General features: G+C 50.8%; 1 protein-coding gene (running past one end of the window). It reads left to right on the top strand.

Annotated features, from left to right (window positions below):
• Window positions 1-24,643, top strand: partial view of an autotransporter-associated beta strand repeat-containing protein gene (locus QUE66_RS06870; protein WP_286223319.1) — the 3' portion only. 21,767 nt of this gene lie to the left of the window's left edge; 24,643 of the gene's 46,410 nt are visible here — the last part of the coding sequence; its start codon lies off the left edge, out of view; the stop codon is at window positions 24,641-24,643.

The raw sequence follows: 24,643 nt of genomic DNA, 5'->3' as shown, positions 1-24,643 counted from the left end.
CACACTAAGCAGTACTGGAACGGTGACGCAGAGTCAAGCGATTACTGCTGCTGGCCTAGAACTCTTGGGTACGGGCGGCACCTACACACTGACCAATACTGGTAATGCAATTACCACCATAGCAGGTAACACCGGGACCGTGGCGTTTACTGAAAACTCTGGATTTGATATTGGTATGGTTGGTGGTACCAGCGGTTTGACGACATCGGTTAGAGCTACTTTAAGTTCTACCAACACTGTCACTCAATCGCAACTCATTAGTACACCAAGTCTAGAGTTACTAGGAACTGGTGGTATCTATACCTTAACCAATACCAACAACGCAATTACTACTTTAGCAGCAAATACGGGATCTCTTGAGTTTTTGGAGAACTCTGGCTTTACAGTGGGTACTGTCAATACTGTTGGCATTACCACAACCGGTAACCTATCTTTAAGCAGCACAGGTGGAATGACTTTTGCTGCCAATATCTCCAGTGGAAATGGTAACCAGACGTTTACGGGCCCGATTACATTAAATGAAGATATCACCTTAACTACCACGGGTGGGAACGTTCTATTTAATGGTTCCACTACAACCATTAATAGTATTTACGTTTCCAATAATCCAACCGTTTCTTTTTATACCGAATCTAATGGCACTGGAACTGTAAGAACCTTTACAGGGACCTATGCTGGATCAAGCGCCTGCGACATGTGTGATTGGGGTATTAATGATCAAGTATCCTCAGTCATTGTTGGAGCTGGTTCTGTAATGACTCTGTATCAGCATGGCGGACTCGGTGGTTGGAGTCAAGAATTTAATAATTCTGCTGGTAACACTCCTCAAACATATAACTTGCCCTATGGTTCAGCAGTAAACAATGACGCAAGCAGTTTTACCCTATCCGGTGGATCATTTGTGGCAAATAAATCATTAACCATTAGTTCGGGAGCAGGTAATGTTACTTTCCAAGGTGCAGTAGGTGGCGCTAGCAATGGTACTCTTGGGGCAATTATTGTTAATTCTTCTGGGATTACTAACTTTAGCGCTGCAATCAATTCATTATCAGTAGAGACTAACTCGGCTGGTTCAACTAGATTGGGTGCAAGCATTACTACCTCGAGTACCCAAACTTATCGTGATTTGGTTACTTTATCGAGCCCTGTCTCTCTGAATAGCTCCTCAGGAAATGGTGCAATTCTATTTAGTTCCACTGTGGACAGTGATAATATTTCAGCGCGTGCTCTAACTGTCAATTCGGGTTCTGGTGATGTTACCTTCACCGGCGCCGTTGGTGGCGCCCAAGGCTTAGGCAATATCTCACTCACCGGTACTGGCACCACTACCTTTAGTAGTACCGTTCGTGCCACAGCGCTTACCCAAAACTCTACCAGCGGCACAACCGCCATTAATGGCGCCTCCATTGATACCACCGGGGGTGCGCAAACCTATAACAACAATGTCACTCTAGGTGGTTCTCTAGATAAGACCCTAACTGCTACTACTGCAACCTTTAACGGCACCGTCTCCGGGGCATTGGGATTAATAATCACCGGCAACGCGGTCTTTGGTAATGGCACGACCGATACAGTATCAATTTCTGGTACTTCTAAAAATCTCTCAGTATCTGGTACCACCGGTATCTATACCAACAACATTACTACCTCTGGTAGTCAAACCTATACAGGTGCAGTGACGGTGGCGACTGCCACTACTTTATCGGGTTCCGAGATTACTACCGGCTCCACGGTCTCGGCGAGTAGCAATAATCTGACATTTACCACCGACGCCATCACTTTGGGCGCCAATGTATCAGGTACGGGTGCTTTAACGATTGCTCCTAAGACAGCCTCTACTTCAATTGGCCTGGCTCACATTGATGGAACTCTCAATTTAACTGCTGCAGAATTGGACTATCTACAAGACGGCTTCTCATCCATCACGATTGGTAGTGCTACTGCTACTGGCAAGATCACAGTTGGCGCTTATACCTTTAAAGATTCCCTAACCCTGATAAATGGTGGTGCGACCTCCAATGGTGGCATGCAATTTACGGGAGCAGTTTCTGTCTTGGGCGGCACCATTGGTGCGAATAATAATTTAACCCTCCATACGCGCGGCACTGTTACTCAAGATAGCGGGGCAAACTTGACGGCTACTGGCCTCGAACTCTTAGGTACGGGAGGTACCTACACACTGACTAATACCGGCAATGCAATTACCACCTTAGCGGGTAATACCGGTACCGTATCGTTTACTGAAGACAATAACTTTGCAATTGGTTCTGTGAACACCACCAATGGTCTAACCACCAGCGGTAACCTCACACTGAGCAGTACTGGCACAGTGACGCAGAGTCTAAATATTGCCGCCAGTGGCCTGCGCTTATTGGGGTCCGGTACCTACACCTTGAATCGCACCAGCAATGCAATTACTACCTTAGCGGCCAATACAGGTGTTCTAACCTTTGCGCAAAATACTGCCTATACCGTGGGTACCGTCACAACGGTTGGGATTACCACCACAGGTAATTTGAACCTCAGTGGAACTGCTGGCTACACCATCTCAAAAGATATTTCTTCAGGTGGTACACAAACCTATACTGGTCCGATTACCTTATCGACTGGTGCTATTGCGCTCACCGCTACCAATAAAGATATCACCTTCAGTGGATCGTCTACCACCATCAATGGAGCGCAAGCGCTCACCATTAATGCGGGAAGTGGGGCGATCAGTTTTGGTGCCGCTGTTGGCGCAGTTACTCCAATCAGTTCTCTGGAACTTCAAGGTAGTGGGGCAAATACCCTAGCCAGTGCAATTACCGCAACTGGTGCAATTGATCTTAAGGGAACTTCGAGAACTACCACCTTGACGGTGGCTACAACGCTTACGAGTAACTCGGCCGGAACGATTACGTTGGGCGATACCAATGGCGCTGTTGCTCTGAGTATTTCTAACGGGGCGGGTGTGATTGATTTAGCGAATGTGGGTACCAGTATGAACCTTACGAGCTTGACTCTGTATGGCACTGGTATTAACCAGCTGCGTGGTAATTTAACTACTACAGGTGCGATTGATTTGAAGGGCACCTCACGTACCACCCAACTATTCTTTAACCCAACCATAACGACCACCAATTCCAACGTTACTACTGGGACTGTTGATGGTGGAACTGGAACCCTTGCGGGAATTTACTCACTAAGCATCACCAACGGCTCTGGAATTATTACCCTTGGTAATGTCGGCAGTACGATTGCACTCTACGAATTAACGCTCAGTGGCACTGGCAATACTGTGGTAGGCAGTATTAATACAACCTATCGCTATAACTTAGGTGCGAGCCGTGGCTTAACGCTGAGTGCGGACACAACCTACATTAACCCATTCAATGCGGTTGTATTAGGCAACATTACCTTAGCCAATGGCGTGACCCTTACACTTGGAAATGGCGGCCCAGCAACAATCACAATTAATTCCATAGCCGGCACTGCAAATGGATCAGCGTCTTATGTAGTGATTAATTCAGTGGGTACGGTAGGCGTAACAACAACGATTGGTACCGACATCGGCACCCTCACCATCACCAACTCAGGTGGTACGACCTTTAATGGAGCAGTGGGTGCAAGCGCTGATCGTATTACTAGTGTAGTGTTAACCGCTACTACCGGCACCATTGAGTTCTCAGATAATCTTTACGCAACCGCCATTACTAATAGTGGAGGCAGTTTTGCACTCAAACTCCATGGCGGTATCACCAATATTACCAATGCTACGACCTTTGGTACTTCAGGAGCACTGTACTTAGGTAATGCCAATAGTGATAACTTAACCTTTACTGGCGGCTTAACGGCTACGGCGCCGAGTACGAAATATTTGGCTGGAACGATTGCTGCGAATAACTTAGCGAGTGTTATTAACCTTGGCACGACCCCAGTAAGTGTTTTAGCCAATACTACATTAGGAGGTACCGCCACCGGCACCATCACCTTAGGTGCTACTACGCTTGCGGATGGCGTGACACTTACGATTGGCACCGGTATTGGTAATACGATTAGCCTCTCATCGATTGCAGGCACTGCCGGTGCCAGCGCATCGAATCTCGCTATCAACACCACCGGTGCAGTCACTGTCTCGAGCACAATTGGTACCGACATCGGCACCCTCACCATCACCAACTCAGGTGGTACGACCTTTAATGGAGCAGTGGGTGCAAGCGCTGATCGTATTACTAGTGTAGTGTTAACCGCTACTACCGGCACCATTGAGTTCTCAGATAATCTTTACGCAACCGCCATTACTAATAGTGGAGGCAGTTTTGCACTCAAACTCCATGGCGGTATCACCAATATTACCAATGCTACGACCTTTGGTACTTCAGGAGCACTGTACTTAGGTAATGCCAATAGTGATAACTTAACCTTTACTGGCGGCTTAACGGCTACGGCGCCGAGTACGAAATATTTGGCTGGAACGATTGCTGCGAATAACTTAGCGAGTGTTATTAACCTTGGCACGACCCCAGTAAGTGTTTTAGCCAATACTACATTAGGAGGTACCGCCACCGGCACCATCACCTTAGGTGCTACTACGCTTGCGGATGGCGTGACACTTACGATTGGCACCGGTATTGGTAATACGATTAGCCTCTCATCGATTGCAGGCACTGCCGGTGCCAGCGCATCGAATCTCGCTATCAACACCACCGGTGCAGTCACTGTCTCGAGCACAATTGGTACCGACATCGGCACCCTCACCATCACCAACTCAGGTGGTACGACCTTTAATGGAGCAGTGGGTGCTGCCACCGTGGCACTCACCAACACCACAGGTACGATTACATTTAATGGCGCACTCACCGCTAGCACGCTCAATACCGAAGCTGTAGGCTACAACCTCGCACTCAATGCCACAGGCACAAGCATTACCAATGCGGTGACCTTTAGCAATACCGGTACCTTAACCTTGGGAGCAAGTGGCGGCACCTTAACGTTTACTGGTGGCTTAACGGCTACGGCGCCAAGTGCACGCACTCTCAAAGGAGCCATCGCTAGTACTGATGCGGCGATGACTTTTGGTGCCATTACATTAGGTGCCGATACAACACTGAATACCAACGCTATTTCGGATACGGCAGATCTTGCCATCGGTGCGGTGACTGGAGCTACCTACAACCTCACCCTCGCTACTGGTGGTGTAGTTGGCGCCACAATTGGTGGCTCCTCAGTCTCAGGTGTTGGCACCCTCACCATCACCAACTCAGGTGGTACGACCTTTAATGGAGCAGTGGGTGCAAGCGCTGATCGTATTACTAGTGTAGTGTTAACCGCTACTACCGGCACCATTGAGTTCTCAGATAATCTTTACGCAACCGCCATTACTAATAGTGGAGGCAGTTTTGCACTCAAACTCCATGGCGGTATCACCAATATTACCAATGCTACGACCTTTGGTACTTCAGGAGCACTGTACTTAGGTAATGCCAATAGTGATAACTTAACCTTTACTGGCGGCTTAACGGCTACGGCGCCGAGTACGAAATATTTGGCTGGAACGATTGCTGCGAATAACTTAGCGAGTGTTATTAACCTTGGCACGACCCCAGTAAGTGTTTTAGCCAATACTACATTAGGAGGTACCGCCACCGGCACCATCACCTTAGGTGCTACTACGCTTGCGGATGGCGTGACACTTACGATTGGCACCGGTATTGGTAATACGATTAGCCTCTCATCGATTGCAGGCACTGCCGGTGCCAGCGCATCGAATCTCGCTATCAACACCACCGGTGCAGTCACTGTCTCGAGCACAATTGGTACCGACATCGGCACCCTCACCATCACCAACTCAGGTGGTACGACCTTTAATGGAGCAGTGGGTGCTGCCACCGTGGCACTCACCAACACCACAGGTACGATTACATTTAATGGCGCACTCACCGCTAGCACGCTCAATACCGAAGCTGTAGGCTACAACCTCGCACTCAATGCCACAGGCACAAGCATTACCAATGCGGTGACCTTTAGCAATACCGGTACCTTAACCTTGGGAGCAAGTGGCGGCACCTTAACGTTTACTGGTGGCTTAACGGCTACGGCGCCAAGTGCACGCACTCTCAAAGGAGCCATCGCTAGTACTGATGCGGCGATGACTTTTGGTGCCATTACATTAGGTGCCGATACAACACTGAATACCAACGCTATTTCGGATACGGCAGATCTTGCCATCGGTGCGGTGACTGGAGCTACCTACAACCTCACCCTCGCTACTGGTGGTGTAGTTGGCGCCACAATTGGTGGCTCCTCAGTCTCAGGTGTTGGCACCCTCACCATCACCAACTCAGGTGGTACGACCTTTAATGGAGCAGTGGGTGCTGCCTCTCTAATTATTACGAGTACTACGGCAGGTAATACAGTGACCTTCGCGGGTAACCTCACTTTAAGTACTGGCATGACAGTGAGTGCTGGCTCTGCTGCTTACAACGTTGCATTACATGGTGCTAGCAACAGCATTGCCGGTGCAACCACCTTTGCCAATACCGGTACGCTCACCCTAGGGAATGATGGTGATACTACGGCGTTTACCGGTGGTGTTACTGCGACTGCACCGAGCGCCATTGCCGTAAACGGCACTGTGAGTTCAGCCGGTAGTGGCGTCATCAACTTGGGCGATAGCGATACTGCTGTGACGATCGGTGGTGTTTCTACGATTGGCGGAACTTCGACTGGTCAAATTACCATCGGGGCGATTAATCTCAATAACAACCTCACGATTGGTACCGGCATTGGTAATGCGATTAGCCTCACCACCGTGACTGGACCATTGACCGGCAGCGCAAATCTCACCATCAATACCACCGGTACTGTCACTGTGAGTGGTGCAGTTGGTACCAACATCGGCACGCTCACCATCACTAACTCAGGTGGTACAACCTTTAGTGGTGCTGTGAGTGCTGCCACCGTGACACTCACCAATACTACTGGAACCATCACCTTCAATGGAGCATTGACTGCTACGACATTGAATACGGCAAACGCAGGTTACCACCTTGCCCTCAATGCTACTAGCGGCACGATCACCGATGCGGTGACCTTTAGCAACACCGGTACCTTAACGCTTGGAGCGAGTGGGGGGACCTTAACGTTTACTGGTGGCTTGACGGCTACGGCGCCATCCGGCGTAACGCTTGCCGGAACGGTTAATACTGACAGTGCAGCTGTGTCAATAGGAGCAACATTAAAAACACTCACTTTGGCTGCAGATGCTGTAATTAATACCTATGCCAACGCAGGCGCAGGCGCAAATATTACTATTCATGGACCAGTTCAAGGAACAACCGCTGGTAACCAGGCGCTAACCCTCAAATCCAAGGGCGGTACGATCTTATTGTCGGGTCTCATTGGTTCTAGCACCCGAGTCGGCACTTTAACCTTAGGTGATGCGAATCAAACAGGTTCAATCACAGTCAACGGTACGATCGTAGCCCAAGCATTGGTAGTTGGCGCAAGTAGTGGTGCGAATGCGTTTGCGATCACCATTAATAACATAGCCTCCGCTGTTGGAACCACAACTATTTCGACAACAGCCGATTTTTATAACACTGGCACGATTCGGTTAGGCGATTTTGATACGGATGTCTTTAGCTTCTTGGGCGGTTTATCAATTGCAAATGCATCACGAGTAACCTTAAGAGCGCAAACGATAAGTGCTACCGCGAGTCCTTTATATATTGCAGTACCGATTACCTTTGAGGCTAGTAGCACACTCAATCCAACAACGGGACGCATTACCCTTGGCGCAGCCACATTAAATTATGGGGTTACCTTAGCCCTTGGCACGGGAGATGCAACCCCGATGACATTGGCCTCCATTTCGGGAGTGGCTGGTGGCAGTCCCGCCAATGTGACATTCAATACCACTAGCGCGGTTAGCGTAAGCGGGGCTATCGGCACTAACATTGGCGCTCTAAGAATTACTAACTCAGGAGGGGTTACCTTTAGTGGAGCAGTAGGAGGTAGCTCCTCGGGAGCTCGCATCACTTCCGTGATCATTACCACTAGCACCGGAACGATTGAGTTTAGTAACAATTTGTATGCCGATGGCATGACCAACGCTGGCGGCACGGCCAATATTAAGTTCTTTGGTTCGGTGACCGATGTGACGAGCGCTGTGACTCTGAGTACTACCGGTGATGTGTACTTTGGCGATAGCACGAGTGATACCTTAACCTTCTCACGCGGTATTACACATACCACGGGGAATAATATTCTTGCGGGTACCTTTACTGCGGGCGATCCCACACAATGTACTAGTAGCGTGAACTGCTCATTCAATATGGGTGGAACGACAAGCTTTCTCAATCAGACCAGCACCTTTGATTTTGGTACCTCATCAATCACACTCAATAATGTGATCTTGGGTGACGGTGTCACACTCAATTTAGGCGGTGGTAATTCAGGGGCGATTACCGTGGCCTCGATTACGGGCACAGCGGGTGGATTACCTTCGAATGTTGTGATTAATACGACCGGTGCAGTAAGTATTACTGGGGCGATCGACACTGATATCGGCACTCTCACTCTGACCAACTCCGGTGGCGGAACCTTCGGTGGCAATGTCACCGTCACGAGCGGCGTCGTAATCAGCGCAACCACTGGAACGGTTGCCTTTAATGGTGTCTTAAGTACACCATCCTTAAGCGTTGCTGCGGGAAGCTACAACCTTGGGTTAAATGCAAGTGATACAAGCGTTACTAATGCGGTGGTATTTAACAATACTGGGACACTGGCTTTGGGCGCATCGGGTGGCACACAAACCTATGCCGGTGGAATAACTGCAACGAGTCCATCGGCCACGACCTTAAGGGGAACGATTAACAGCACCAATAGCTCGATGACCTTCGGTGCTGTTACCTTGGGCGCAAATACCGTTCTTAACACCAATGCAAGCACTAACACAGCGGGCATTACCTTGGCTGCGGTCACTGGTTCATCGTATAACTTAACCCTGTCAACTGGAAGTAGTGCGGCAGGTGCAAGTGTGACTGGTACTAGCTTCTCGGGCACTGGAACCTTAGCTCTTGAGAACATTGGTGGTACGACACGCTTTACAGGAGGCATCACTGCACAAGCTCTGACTGTGGCAAGTAGCGTTAACAATCTTGAGTTATTGGGAGCTACTGGCACGATTACGGATGCGGTGACCTTTAGTAACACTGGTGCGTTGACATTGGGAGCAAGCGGTGGTTCGCAAACCTACAGCAATGGTTTAACTGCAGTCGCTCCTTCGGGCATCACCGTCAATGGCAGTCTCGTACTGGGCGGAACCAGTTCGCTAGGTGACAGTGATACCGCGATTACTCTAGGCAGTACTACAACCTTCAGTGTGAACACTGGCAGCACACTCACCATTGCAGGTTCAATGGGTGGTAGCAACACCAATCTCACCATCGGTGGTGCGGGCAATACTACGATTAGTTCAAGTATTGCAACGGGTAGCGGCACCTTGACCAAGTCGGATGCCGGCACCTTGACTTTAAGTGCAAACAACACCTTTACCGGCGCGACCACCATTAATGGCGGTATCGTGGTAATTCATGCGGATGCTGCACTCGGTACGATTAGTACGTTAAATGCGGCGGCGATCACACTCAATAACGGTACATTGCAAGCCAGTGAAACATTTACCTTAGATAGTAATCGTGGCATCACCTTGGGAAGTTCTGGTGGTGGACTCGCGGCAAGTGCGACGAAGACCTTAACCTACGGTGGCGTGATTACCGGTAACAATCCGCTCACGATCAATGGGGCTGGTCAAACGGGCACCGTGATCTTAACGGGCACCAATGGCGCGAGTACGCTCACCATTGGTGGCGGTACTTTACAAGTAGGCAATGGCGGCAGTACCAATTCCTTGGGCACGGGTGCGATAACCAATAATGGCAACCTCGTCTTTAATTTAGCGGGCGCACAAACGATTAGTCGCGCGATTTCTGGAACAGGCACGGTAGAGTTTGCTGGATCTGGAACCTATACCCTGTCGGGCACGAACTCCTATCAAGGCTTAACGACGCTGACATCGGGCACGCTCATCGTAACCAATGCTGCTGGCTTGGGTTCCAGCGGTCAAGGCATTACCGTGAATGGCGGTATCTTGGATCTGCAGGCGGATGTGGGTGCAGAGCCGATTATTCTCAATGGCGGATCGCTAGCGACTTCCTCAGGGTCGGGCGCATTCTCTGGCACTTTAGTGCTCTCCACCAACACTTCCTTTGATGTTGCTGGCGGCACCTTGACAATCTCTGGAGTGATTAGTGAAACGGGTGGTAGTCGCTCGGTCACCAAAACGGGTAGCGGTACCTTAGTACTAACGAACGCCAACACGTACTCGGGTGGCACCATCGTGTCTGCAGGTACTTTGCAAGCAGGCGCTAATTCAACAGGATCACCTGTCACCAGCGGTCCATTTGGAACCGGCCTTATTACTGTTGCCAGTGGTGGTGCAATTGATCTCTATGGCAAAACAATTGGTAATGCGCTCAATTTATCAGGTAGTTATGGCGCGAATGTGGGTGCGCTCACGAATTCCGTGACGAGCGCAGGGGGTGTGGCTAGTGGTACGGTGACCTTAGCCGCCAACGCTTCAGTTGGTGGCGCTGGCAACATTCTGATGAGTGGTGCACTCACGGGTTCGGCTAACTTGACGCTCATCGGTTCAGCTACTGTGACCCTGAGTGCTGCGAACGATAGCTCCTTCTCGGGTGCGATCACAGTCGATAGTGGAGTGCTCTCGGTGGGTGCCGACACCAACCTCGGTGCCAATACCGGTCGCCTCACCTTAAACGGTGGCGCACTCTTAGCAAATGCAAGTTTCACCTTGCATGCCAATCGTGCACTTACGTTGACCGAGGCGAGTGTCTTGCAAGCGGCCTCTGGAACCACATTGACCTACTTGGGCGATATTACGGGTGGTACTTATTCGCTCACCATCAATGGCAATAGCCAGACCGGCACGGTCGTGCTTGGTGGTAACAGCACCTACGGCAACACACTTTTGAGTAGTGGCATATTACGGGTTGCGGCCAATACAGCGCTGGGCAGCACTGGCACGATTTCATTTAGCGGCGGTACGTTGCAATACAGCGCAACCTACACTGCCGATCATTCAGCCCGCTTTAGTAATGCCGCCAATCAAGCCTACGCGATTGATACCAACGGGGAGACTGTGACCTTAGCTACTGCGCTCACCAGTTCCGGTGGAACGTTGGTGAAAACTGGTACTGGTAATTTAATCTTTGCAGCCGATCAAACGTATACCGGCAGCACCACCATTAGTGCCGGAACGCTCACGTTGGGTGCGGGCGGCACCGTTGGCTCTGTGGCCGGTCCTATTGTGAACAACTCTGTGTTGCAACTGAATCGCGCGGATAGCCAAACGTATACAGGGAATATTAGTGGTACTGGCTCAGTGAGCAAACTCGGTAGCAATACGCTCACCTTAACCGGCAGCCAAACCTATTCGGGAGCCACGACGATTAGCGGTGGTGCGCTGATTATTCGTAACAATGCCCCAAGCTTATCCACCAGCACCTATTCGGGTTCGGGCAGCCTCACGATTGAACCAGTCGGCACGAGCTTCAGTAGTACGCTGACCGTGAGTGACATTATCTTTGATAGCACGTTGGCGGGCGTAACCCTCGGTAAGAGTTCGAATACCTCGAACCTGACCCTCTCGAGCGCCATCAATATTACCGGTCCAGTAACGCTCTATGGCGACACCATTACCCTTAACAGCGCCATTAGTACTCAGAGTTCGAACGCCATTAATGTAGTAGCCGCTACAACCGTTGATTTGACCTCTGGTGCAAGTCTCACCAGTAGCAGTGGCGCGATTAACGTCACGGGTGGCACCGGATACATCTACATTCGCAGTGGTTCTGGCGATGTGGCGAGTTCGACCAACGGCACGATTACCTTTACAGCCGCGCCCAATGGAAACTTATCCAATGACCATCTGAAGTTTGCCAATCGCGGCGTGACCGCCCCTAACATCACGGTCTCGGTGGGACCCTGGAATGTCCTCTTAGGTCTCAAATACAACGATACAGTCGGCTTGTACCTAAGTGACCTGCGTCATTTACGTGCGAGCGATACCTTGACCTACGGTTGCTTGAGTGATTGTGGTGAAAACAGCTTTATGCAAGTTACTCATAGCATCGCAATTGCGGCGACTGATGTAATCGGTAACTTGACCCTTGCGCACTCAACGATTTATATGTACAGCGGTACATCGATCACCTTGGATACTGGCAAGACGCTGACCTTCCAAACCAACAAGGCAAGCTCAACGAGCACGATGGAAGGCAGCATTGGTGGTGCGACTTCACTTGCAAAAACAGGCCCAGGTACTTTGCGTATCGACACCAATAACGCCTACACTGGAACAACAACTATTAGTGCTGGAACGCTCCAAATCGGTAACGCCAGCACCACCGGTACCTTAGGCAGTGGCGCGGTCACCAACAACGGTACCTTAACCTTCAATCGTAGCAATGCCATGACCGTAGCCAATGCGATTAGTGGTAGCGGTAGTGTGGTGCAGGCTGGTACCGACACCGTGACCTTGACCGCAGATAACAGTTACGGTACCACTACCATCAATAGTGGCGCTACCTTGCAAATCGGCAACGCCAGCACCACCGGTACCTTAGGCAGTGGCGCGGTCACCAACAACGGTACCTTAACCTTCAATCGTAGCAATGCCATGACGGTGGCGAATGCGATCGGTGGTACGGGTGCGGTTAATCAAACCGGTAGCGGTAGCACCACCTTCTCGGTTGCCAATACCTATACGGGACTCACCACCGTGAGTGCCGGTACCTTAGTAGTTACTCATGACAACGCCTTAGGTGGCACGGGAACCGGTACCACCGTGAGTGGCGGCATCTTGGATCTCCAAGCCAACATCGGGGCGGAGCCGATTACCCTCAGTGGCGGTGCCTTACAAACCACCACCGGTACGGGTGCGATCTCCGGCACTATCACCCTCAGTAGTGATAGCACCATCACCGTTGATGGCAGCTTAACCCTCTCGGGCGCCATCGGTGGTGCGTATAGTCTCACCAAAGCCGGTAGCGGTACTTTGAGCCTCACCGGTAATAACACGTACAGTGGTGGCAGCACCACGATTAATGCCGGTACGGTGGTTGTGAGTGGTTCGGGTAGCTTAGGTGCCAGCACGAATAATCTCACCTTGAGTGGTACGGCATCGCTGGATCTACAAAAGAGCCTCACGGTGGCGAACTTAGTGCTCGCTAGTGGCAACACCATCACCAATAGCACCGGTACATCAAGCCTCACAGTCAATGGCACCTCGAGCCTAGCTGGCACGATCACCACGAGTGGTGATCAAACCTACACCGGTGCAAGCACCTTACTGGCGAACACCAGCCTCATCTCCAATAGTGGTGCTGGCAATGGCACGATTACCTTTAGTAGTACGGTCAATAGCAACAGTGGCAATAACTACAGCCTCACTACCACCACCGGTACTGGAAGCACTACCTTCAGTAGCGCCGTGGGTGCCACCCAGGCTCTCTTGAGTCTTACCACCAGTGGTGATGCTTCCTTAGGTGGCAATATCACCACCATTGGCACACAGAATTATGGTGGTAATCTCACACTCACCGGATCGGATATCAACCTCAATACCACTAATAGTGCGGTGACGGTGGGGGGTAATGTGATTGCCACACTTGCTTCATCTGGAACGGTATCAGTGACTTTGTATGATGGTTTAAATCAAACCGGTAATACCTATGTCTTTACTGGTGCTGGCAGTTACGACTACAACCCATACTTTGATCGTGCTGTATCTGGAATTGTTTGGAATGATCGCGCTCAGTCCATCAGGGTATCGAATGGCTCAGCGACTGTGTGGGAGCATCAAGTTACGGTAGGCCGTAGCGAAACCTTTACGAGCGGCTCATTTAATATCTCTTCGGGTATCGGTGGGGTGAGCTCCATCGTGTTAACGGGTGGCTCTGCAGCATATGGTAATTTGAGCATTCAAACAGGTTCTGGTGCGATCACCATGAGCGGTACGGTCTCGAATGTTGCAACACTTACCACGAATTCGTCGAGCTCCTCTAATCAAATCGTTGGGGCAATTAGCGGCAGCACCAATGTGGTCAATAATGGTACTGGTACCGTAACGCTTACAGGCGTGAATACCTACACCGGTACCACCACCATTAACGCCGGTAGAGTCGTTCTCTCGGGCAGTGGTGTCTTGCCCACTGGCGGTAATGTCACGATTGCGGGTGGTACATTGGATTTGGGCACAACCAACCTCAACGCGGGTAACCTCACAATTAGCGCCGGTGAAATCCTAAGCACCACGGGTGTATTAACGGGTACCACCTTCACCATTAATAACAACGTTGCTAATCCAATCACAATTGGCGCCATCTTGGCAGGCACATCCGCAACCCTCACCAAATCGGGAGCAGGCACACTTACACTCACCAACATCAATACCTTTGATGGTGCCACCACCATTAGTGATGGTACTTTAGCGCTGTCGGGATCGGGAAGTATTGCAAGCTCGAGTGGCCTCACCAATAACGCTAACTTTGACATTAGCGCAAGTACATCCGGTGCCACCGTGACGAGTATTGCAGGATCCGGTACCACTGCACTGGGCAGCAAGGTTCTCACTATTGCTAATGCAAGTGGATCACTCAGCGGTGTGGTCAGCGGTAATGGCGGCATCGTGCTCACTACTGGAACACAAACCTTTGCGGCTAACAATACCTATACCGGTGGTACTACTGTTAATGGTGGAACGCTCAAGGCTGGAGTTAGCAGTGTGATGAGTGGTGGCTTGATTAGCACCAGCGCGTTTGGTACCGGTGCAATTACGATTGCCAGTGGCGCCACTTTAGATTTAGCAGGGTATACCGTTGCGAATAATCTCAACTTGATTGGTACCGGCACCAGTGCCACGGTTGGTGCACTCACCAGCACCAGCGGCACGACCGGTGTGGCAAGCGGCAGCCTCACATTCACGGGGCATACGTCCTTGGGTGGTACCCATGACTTCACAATTAGTGGCGCAATCGGTGATGGTGGCAATACGTTCAACTTGAATAAAGTGGGCGCAAACACTGTAACTCTCACTAATACTAATTCGTATACCGGCAGCACTACGGTTACTGCAGGTACCCTGAGCATCAGTGGTAGCGGCTCGATCACCAACAGCACGGTTAATAACAATGCGAGCTTTGACATCAGTGGCGTGAGTGGCTCGGGCATTACGGTGATTAGTATGGCTGGCAATAGCTCGGGCACTGTTGCCTTGGGAGCAAAAACGTTAACCTTGAGTAATGCAGCCGGAACATTTGCTGGCGTAATCGACGGTACTGGTGGCGCTCTCGTGATTACTTCAGGCACTGAAGTATTTACTGGAACCAATACCTACACCGGTACCACTACCATCAATAGTGGCGCTACCTTGCAAATCGGTAACGCCAGCACCACCGGTACCTTAGGCAGTGGCGCGGTCACCAACAACGGTACCTTAACCTTCAATCGTAGCAATGCCATGACCGTAGCCAATGCGATTAGTGGTAGCGGTAGTGTGGTGCAGGCTGGTACCGACACCGTGACCTTGACCGCAGATAACAGTTACGGTACCACTACCATCAATAGTGGCGCTACCTTGCAAATCGGTAACGCCAGCACCACCGGTACCTTAGGCAGTGGCGCGGTCACCAACAACGGTACCTTAACCTTCAATCGTAGCAATGCCATGACCGTAGCCAATGCGATTAGTGGTAGCGGTAGTGTGGTGCAGGCTGGTACCGACACCGTGACCTTGACCGCAGATAACAGTTACGGTACCACTACCATCAATAGTGGCGCTACCTTGCAAATCGGCAACGCCAGCACCACCGGTACCTTAGGCAGTGGCGCGGTCACCAACAACGGTACCTTAACCTTCAATCGTAGCAATGCCATGACGGTGGCGAATGCGATCGGTGGTACGGGTGCGGTTAATCAAACCGGTAGCGGTAGCACCACCTTCTCGGTTGCCAATACCTATACGGGACTCACCACCGTGAGTGCCGGTACCTTAGTAGTTACTCATGACAACGCCTTAGGTGGCACGGGAACCGGTACCACCGTGAGTGGCGGCATCTTGGATCTCCAAGCCAACATCGGGGCGGAGCCGATTACCCTCAGTGGCGGTGCCTTACAAACCACCACCGGTACGGGTGCGATCTCCGGCACTATCACCCTCAGTAGTGATAGCACCATCACCGTTGATGGCAGCTTAACCCTCTCGGGCGCCATCGGTGGTGCGTATAGTCTCACCAAAGCCGGTAGCGGTACTTTGAGCCTCACCGGTAATAACACGTACAGTGGTGGCAGCACCACGATTAATGCCGGTACGGTGGTTGTGAGTGGTTCGGGTAGCTTAGGTGCCAGCACGAATAATCTCACCTTGAGTGGTACGGCATCGCTGGATCTACAAAAGAGCCTCACGGTGGCGAACTTAGTGCTCGCTAGTGGCAACACCATCACCAATAGCACCGGTACATCAAGCCTCACAGTCAATGGCACCTCGAGCCTAGCTGGCACGATCACCACGAGTGGTGATCAAACCTACACCGGTGCAAGCACCTTACTGGCGAACACCAGCCTCATCTCCAATAGTGGTGCTGGCAATGGCACGATTACCTTTAGTAGTACGGTCAATAGCAACAGTGGCAATAACTACAGCCTCACTACCACCACCGGTACTGGAAGCACTACCTTCAGTAGCGCCGTGGGTGCCACCCAGGCTCTAGCAAGCCTCACCACCAGTGGAGCGACATCGCTCGCTGGTAGTGTGACCACGACGGGAGTACAGAGTTATGGGGGCGAAGTTTCTGTAATGGGTGACGCTAGCTTGCAAACCACGAATTCCGACATTAACTTTAATAGCAATTTAGTTTTGAGTGCGAGTCTCACAGTCAACGCTGGAACAGCTAATGTAAATGTTTTAGGTAATATTTCTAAGGGAAGTGGTGTGGTGGCCAGCCAGGCTTCATACGAGGCTGAGGTATTAAGCAGTAATCCGTTGGTATTCATACCGCTAACGGATGCAATTAATTCGAGCACAGCAACCAACTTAGGAACTTTAGGCGGCAACGGTACTTATTTCATTGAGAGTTCCGCAGGTGGCCCAGGAAGAACAGCCGGATTGTTTGCTGATACCACTGCGATGTATGTCCCTGGATCCAGTTACTTAACTTATCCGAATCAGGCGGCATTAAATCCGGGTTCAGGCTCATTCACGATAGTTGCATGGGTGAAGAACAATGCTGGCGGTAATGGCATGATCATGAATAAAGAAAATCAATACGAGATTGCAATCCAAGGTAACCGTATTGAGTGGGCTATAGCAAACTCCAGCCCAGGCTGGGCTTGGATTAACGCCAATAACTATTTACCGGCTACTGGTTCATGGACGCAGATCGTCTTGACGAGCAATGGTTCGCAACTCAATGTGTATGCCAATGGATCGGCGATCCAAACAAACTATCCGATTTCTGGGGCGGTATCCACAGGAGCCAGTGCAGCATTGATGGTGGGTAATAGGACCTATGGCCCACAGTATTTCAATGGTGGTATTAGTAATGTGGCTTACTACAACACAGCCCTTACACCAGCGACGATATTGAGTCAGTATCAGGCTGCGACCAGTGGCGTTAATGTGAGCGCAAGTTTATCTGTGACCAGTTCAGCATTAAATGTAGCTGGCTCAGTCTCGAATGTGGCAGCGCTATCAGTCACCACTACCAGTGCATCCAGTAGCGTGGCTGGTGCAATTTCAGGAACAGGTAGTTTTACCAAAACTGGTACTGGCACCCTAGTCCTATCCGGCAACAACACCTACACCGGTACTACCACCATTAGTGCGGGTACCTTAAGTGTCACCGGTACCTTATCGGATAGCACGGCGGTCACCGTTGCGAGTGGCGCGACCTATAACGTCGCCGCCAATGACACCATCGCTTCCTTAGCTGGTGCGGGTAATGTGAGCCTCAATAGCTCTGTCACCCTCACCACCGGTGATAGCAATAACACCACCTACAGCGGTGTGATGAGTGGGGCGGGTAACCTCGTGAAGGTCGGTAATGGCACCTTTACCCTCTCGGGCAACAACACCTACACCGGTACAACGACGATCAATGCCGGTACGGTCGTAGTGACCCACAACAATGGTTTAGGTAGCACCGCTGGCGGTACCACCATTGCCAGTGGTGCAACACTCGATCTGCAGAATGTAGCCGTCGGTGCGGAAGCAATAACCTTAAGTGGTGGCACTCTCAAAGATGTCACTAGCTCCCTAGCCGGTAATGTCACCTTAACCGCCGATAGTACGATTAGTGCTACTAATGTTGGTGATCAGTTCACCTTAAGTGGTGTGATCTCAGGACCTTACAGCATCACCAAGGGTGGTTTAGGAACCGTGATCTTCAGCGGCAACAACACCTACACCGGTACTACCACCATTAGTGCGGGTACCTTAAGTGTCACCGGTACCTTATCGGATAGCACGGCGGTCACCGTTGCGAGTGGCGCGACCTATAACGTCGCCGCCAATGACACCATCGCTTCCTTAGCTGGTGCGGGTAATGTGAGCCTCAATAGCTCTGTCACCCTCACCACCGGTGATAGCAATAACACCACCTACAGCGGTGTGATGAGTGGGGCGGGTAACCTCGTGAAGGTCGGTAATGGCACCTTTACCCTCTCGGGCAACAACACCTACACCGGTACAACGACGATTAATGCCGGTACTTTAGTGGTTGGTGCAGATACCAACCTAGGTACCGCACCTGGATCGGCGACCACGGGTCAACTAGTTCTCAATGGCGGTACCTTAAATACCACTGCTAGCTTTACGCTCAATGCCAACCGGGGCATTACCCTTGGTAGCTCGGGCGGCACCATCGACACCAATAGTGCCACCACCTTAACGTATGGCGGCATCATGGCCGGTACTGGAGCCTTCACTAAAGCAGGCAGTGGCACCCTAGTCCTATCCGGCAACAACACCTACACCGGTACTACCACCATTAGTGCGGGTACCTTAAGTGTCACCGGTACCTTATCGGATAGCACGGCGGTCACCGTTGCGAGTGGCGCGACCTATAACGTCGCCGCCAATGACACCATCGCTTCCTTAGCTGGTGCGGGTAATGTGAGCCTCAATAGCTCTGTCACCCTCACCACCGGTGATAGCAATAACACCACCTACAGCGGTGTGATGAGTGGGGCGGGTAACCTCGTGAAGGTCGGTAATGGCACCTTTACCCTCTCGGGCAACAACACCTACACCGGTACAACGACGATCAATGCCGGTACTTTAGTGATTAGTAGCACTGGCACCCTTGGCGCAGCGACAAGCAACCTCACCATGAGTGCTAGCGCGATCCTGGATCTGCAAACAGCAGTGACGATTAATAACCTTGTGATGAGCTCTGGCAACACCATCACCAATAGCACCGGTACATCAAGCCTCACAGTCAATGGCACCTCGAGCCTAGCTGGCACGATCACCACGAGTGGTGATCAAACCTACACCGGTGCAAGCACCTTACTGGCGAACACCAGCCTCATCTCCAATAGTGGTGCTGGCAATGGCACGATTACCTTTAGTAGTACGGTCAATAGCAACAGTGGCAATAACTACAGCCTCACTACCACCACCGGTACTGGAAGCACTACCTTCAGTAGCGCCGTGGGTGCCACCCAGGCTCTCTTGAGTCTTACCACCAGTGGTGATGCTTCCTTAGGTGGCAATATCACCACCATTGGCACACAGAATTATGGTGGTAATCTCACGCTTACTGGAACAGATATCAATCTCAACACCACCAATAGCGCAGTCGCAATCAGTGGTGGGGTGAGTGCTAGCAATGGAACAACCACGACTTATTTAACTGGTGGCACCACATGGACAACTACTCAAAATGGTAGTAATCCATACACTATTAATAGTATTAACTTAGGCCAAAGTTGGACGTATCAGGCCGATTATCTCGTTAGCGCTATGTCTGGCGATGGATTGAATACGATCCTCTCGTATGGTGACTACAGAGACGGTGTCTTAGTTCGCACGCAAGGAAGGGGTGACAGCCTCTATCTAAAGGGTACTAACTATGGTGCAATTGATTTGTTTGGTAATGGCAACAGCGGAACTGCCGGTATCTATCGAACAGTAAAAGTCACATATACAAACCCAAGCGGTACTGGAACACTAAGCGTCTACACCGACAATGTTTTGAAAGCAAGCATGAGCGTTGCTGGAAACCTATCGCCCGCAAATCAAACTTTGTATATTGGTCGCGCAATTCACGCCTGGGGTGAAGGATTAAATGCCACCATTAAAAATATTAGTATTACTGGCGGTGCAACTGGTTCTGCACTCACCATTAATAGCGGAACTGGCGTAGCCCGTATTAATGGTGCTGTCTCAAATCTCACTAACTTCACTGTGAATTCAGCCTCTGCAACCAATGAGGTTGTTGGTGTGATTAGTGGCTCTACTAATCTTATCCAAGCAGGTACTGGTACTTTAGTACTCTCCGGCAACAACACCTACACGGGCACCACCACCATTAGTAACGGTACCTTAAGTATCACCGGCACCTTAGGCAACGGTAGCTACGCAGGTAATCTCATTAATAATGGCATCTTGCAGGTTAATAGCAGCGCTGATCAAGAGCTAAGCGGCATCATGAGTGGCACCGGCTCTCTGATCAAACAAGGTGGCAACGCTTTAACCCTATCGGGCAACAACACCTACACTGGTAAAACCACCATTGCTGGTGGTCAGCTGTATATCGGTTCGGATGCGAACTTAGGAGCTGCACCCGGTAGTGCAGTAGCAGATCAATTAACCCTCAATGGAGGCTCGCTCTTTAATTACAACGGTGCAAACATTACGTTCAGTGCCAATCGAGGTATTACGCTCTTAGGTAATAACACCATTCAGGTGAATAACGGTAGCGAGATCACGGTGCCCGGCATTATTACTGGCTCTGGCGCACTGACCCTATCAGCGAATAATGGCTTAGGTAGTGTATTGACACTCTCTGGTAATAATACTTACACCGGTATGACTACCATCACCGGCGGTACTCTCGCCATCACTGGCACATTGGGGAATGGTGGCTACGCAGGTGCGATTACCAATGACGGTATTTTAGTACTCAATACCAGCTCTAACCAAGTGCTTTCAGGCGTGATCTCTGGTAGCGGTAGCGTGACACTGAATGGCGGCACCCTCACCCTCAGCGGTAATAGCACTTACAGCGGTGGCACTACTGTAAATGCAGGAACTTTATTTGGTGGTGAAGCAAGTGGCACAACCACCGTCTTTGGTAGTGGTGCGGTGAGTGTAAATAGTGGAGCAGTCTTGTGGTTAGATCGTGCTACGCTGGCAAATGCTATTTATCTCAATGACGCTACTCTGCAAGGCACGAACGGATTTGGTGAGATCTTTAATGGCAATATCACCTTAACGGGTAATAACACCGTTATCGGTTATTACTACGTTACATTCAATGGGGTAGTTAGTGGTTCGGGTAGCCTTACCAAGACCGAAGCGGGAACCCTAACCCTCTCCGGCAACAATACTTACAGTGGAACCACCACCATTAGTAACGGCACCCTAAGTGTCACCGGTACCTTATCGGATAGCACTGCCGTGACAGTGGCCAGTGGTGCTACCTATAACGTCGCCGCCAACGACACCATCGCTTCCTTGGCTGGCGCTGGTAATGTGAATCTCAATACCTTCACCCTCACCACTGGGGACAGCAATAGCACCACCTACAGTGGTGTGATGAGCGGAGCCGGTAACCTCGTGAAGGTTGGTAACGGCACCTTGACCTTGAGTGGCACCAACACCTACACCGGAACCACCACCATTAGCAACGGCACCCTAAGTGTCACCGGTACCTTATCGGATAGCACTGCCGTGACAGTGGCCAGTGGTGCCACGTACAACGTCGCCGCGAATGACGCCATCGCTTCCTTAGCAGGCGCTGGGAATGTCAACCTCAACACCTTCACGCTGACCGCCGGCGATAGCAATAGCACCACCTACAGTGGCGTGATGAGCGGAGCCGGTAACCTCGTGAAGGTTGGTAACGGCACCTTGACCTTGAGTGGCAACAATACTTACAGTGGAACAACAACGATTAGTAACGGTACGGTCGTCGTTACTCATAACAACGGTTTAGGCAGCACCGCTGGCGGTACTACCATTGCCAGTGGCGCAACACTTGATCTGCAGAATGTGGCTGTGGGTGCGGAAGCAATTACCTTAAGTGGCGGTACGCTCAAAGATGTGACTAGCTCTTTAGCAGGCAATGTCACTTTAACTGCTGATAGTACGATTAGTGCTACCAATGCTGGTGATCAGTTCACCCTAAGCGGTGTGATCTCAGGTCCGTACAGCATCACGAAGGGTGGTTTAGGAACGGTAATCCTCTCCGGCACCAACACCTACACCGGTGCCACCACCATTAGTAACGGCACCTTAAGTGTCACCGGTACCTTATCGGATAGCACCGCTGTCACCGTTGCGAGTGGCGCGACCTATAACGTCGCCGCCAATGACACCATCGCTTCCTTGGCTGGCGCTGGTAATGTGAATCTCAATACCTTCACCCTCACCACTGGGGACAGCAATAGCACCACCTACAGTGGTGTGATGAGCGGAGCCGGTAACCTCGTGAAAGTCGGTAACGGCACCTTCACCTTGAGTGGCACCAACACCTACACCGGTACAACGACGATTAATGCCGGTACTTTAGTGGTTGGTGCAGATACCAACCTCGGTACCGCACCTGGATCGGCGACCACGGGTCAACTAGTTCTCAATGGCGGTACCTTAAATACCACTGCTAGCTTTACGCTCAATGCCAACCGGGGCATTACCCTTGGTAGCTCGGGCGGCACCATCGACACCAATAGTGCCACCACCTTAACGTATGGCGGCATCATGGCCGGCACCGGAGCCTTCACCAAAGCAGGCACTGGCACCTTAATCCTCTCCGGCACCAACACCTACACCGGTACCACCACCATTAGTGCTGGTACCTTAAGTGTCACCGGCACCTTATCCGATAGCACGGCGGTGACGGTGGCTACTGGTGCCACGTATAACGTAAATAATGCCGATGGCATTGCCGCATTGTTGGGTGCTGGAACGGTAGCACTCAATGCCAATTTAACGATTGGTGGCACGAATTTAGATAGCAATTTCTCAGGACCCTTAGGCGGCACTGGATCACTCATTAAGACAGGCACCGGTGAGTTGACCTTGTCGGGATCAAATACCTATTCGGGCAATACCGTGATTAATAATTCAGTCTTACATCTTGGGGACGCAGATGCTCTAGGTACTGGTTTGTTAATTATTAGTGATGGAGAGTTGAAGCTAGCGGACGGAATAACGCTAAGTTCCTTGCGCGTGAGTGGTTCGATCCGTATTCGTAAGGACATTCGAACTGCAGGGGTGCAGCTTTACGATGGCAATGTAGTCATCGATCCAGAAAGTGGTTCTACGGTTTCACTCACGAGCTCAAACGCGAACATTACCTTTAATGGATTGTTAGATGGAACTTCAAAAGTAAGTGCAAGTAATCTGACGGTGAACGCGGGTACCGGAACCGTGACACTAAGCGATAGCGTGGGCTCCGTTAATCCTTTAGGTCGATTGGAGGTACGCGCTGCCCAGATAATTATTAAAGGTGATATTTTGACGCTCTTACAACAACGCTATTTTGGCGATGTCACAGTGAGCGATAACGGCAGCGATGGCTTCCTGTATGACTTGTTCATTAGCAATACAAAGCCCGTGGATCAATTTCGGACAATATCTCGTGTTAAGACACGTACCTTTATGTCAATGGATCCGCTCGTTGAATTTAATAACAAGGTCGATGGCGATGCAAAAGATATTTATTCGCTCTTAGTGGCCTCGATTTTTAATGGCTTTGCAAATAACGATGATGAGCGTCCAGTCGTAACCTTTAATGGACCGGTTGGTTCGATTAATGCCTTCTACTCGGCCAATATTCAAACCCTGCAATACAGCGATCGCTTGAGTACGAGTCTTGATATTGGTGGCATCATTAATATAACCAGTGGTGTGCAAACTGCTACTGATCAAAATTACAGTACCGATCGCATGAATATCGTGGCTGACTCCACCACACTGGCAACCACCTTTAAATCCACTCAAACGGGCATGATTAACTTTGATATGTCGCAGGTTGGCGGACAATTCAATGTCAATGGTACAGGTCGAATGATTATTGATGGTGAGACGAATTTCTCTGGCAGTGGTGTTGGACTAGCGGGGGTAAGCCTCCCCGTGCAAGAGGCTCGTGCCGCTGCAGCCGCAGCCGCAGCCGCTAATAAGAGTGCTTTAACGACCACCTTAAAGGTCAATAAACTGTTCAGGCTCAATGATGATGCGGGACCAGGCGGCGAAGTGGTGGTTGCCATGGACGAATCCGTCCAGGTGAGAGATCAGCTGGCCAATGGTGAAGAGTGCGAAGAGGGATCGACACAGCTCGCTTGTGCGCGATAA

This window comes from Polynucleobacter sp. HIN6 (assembly GCF_030297575.1).
Lineage (GTDB): Bacteria > Pseudomonadota > Gammaproteobacteria > Burkholderiales > Burkholderiaceae > Polynucleobacter.
The sequence above is the reverse complement of the archived record's forward strand: the minus strand, read 5'-3'. Positions and strand labels throughout refer to the sequence as shown.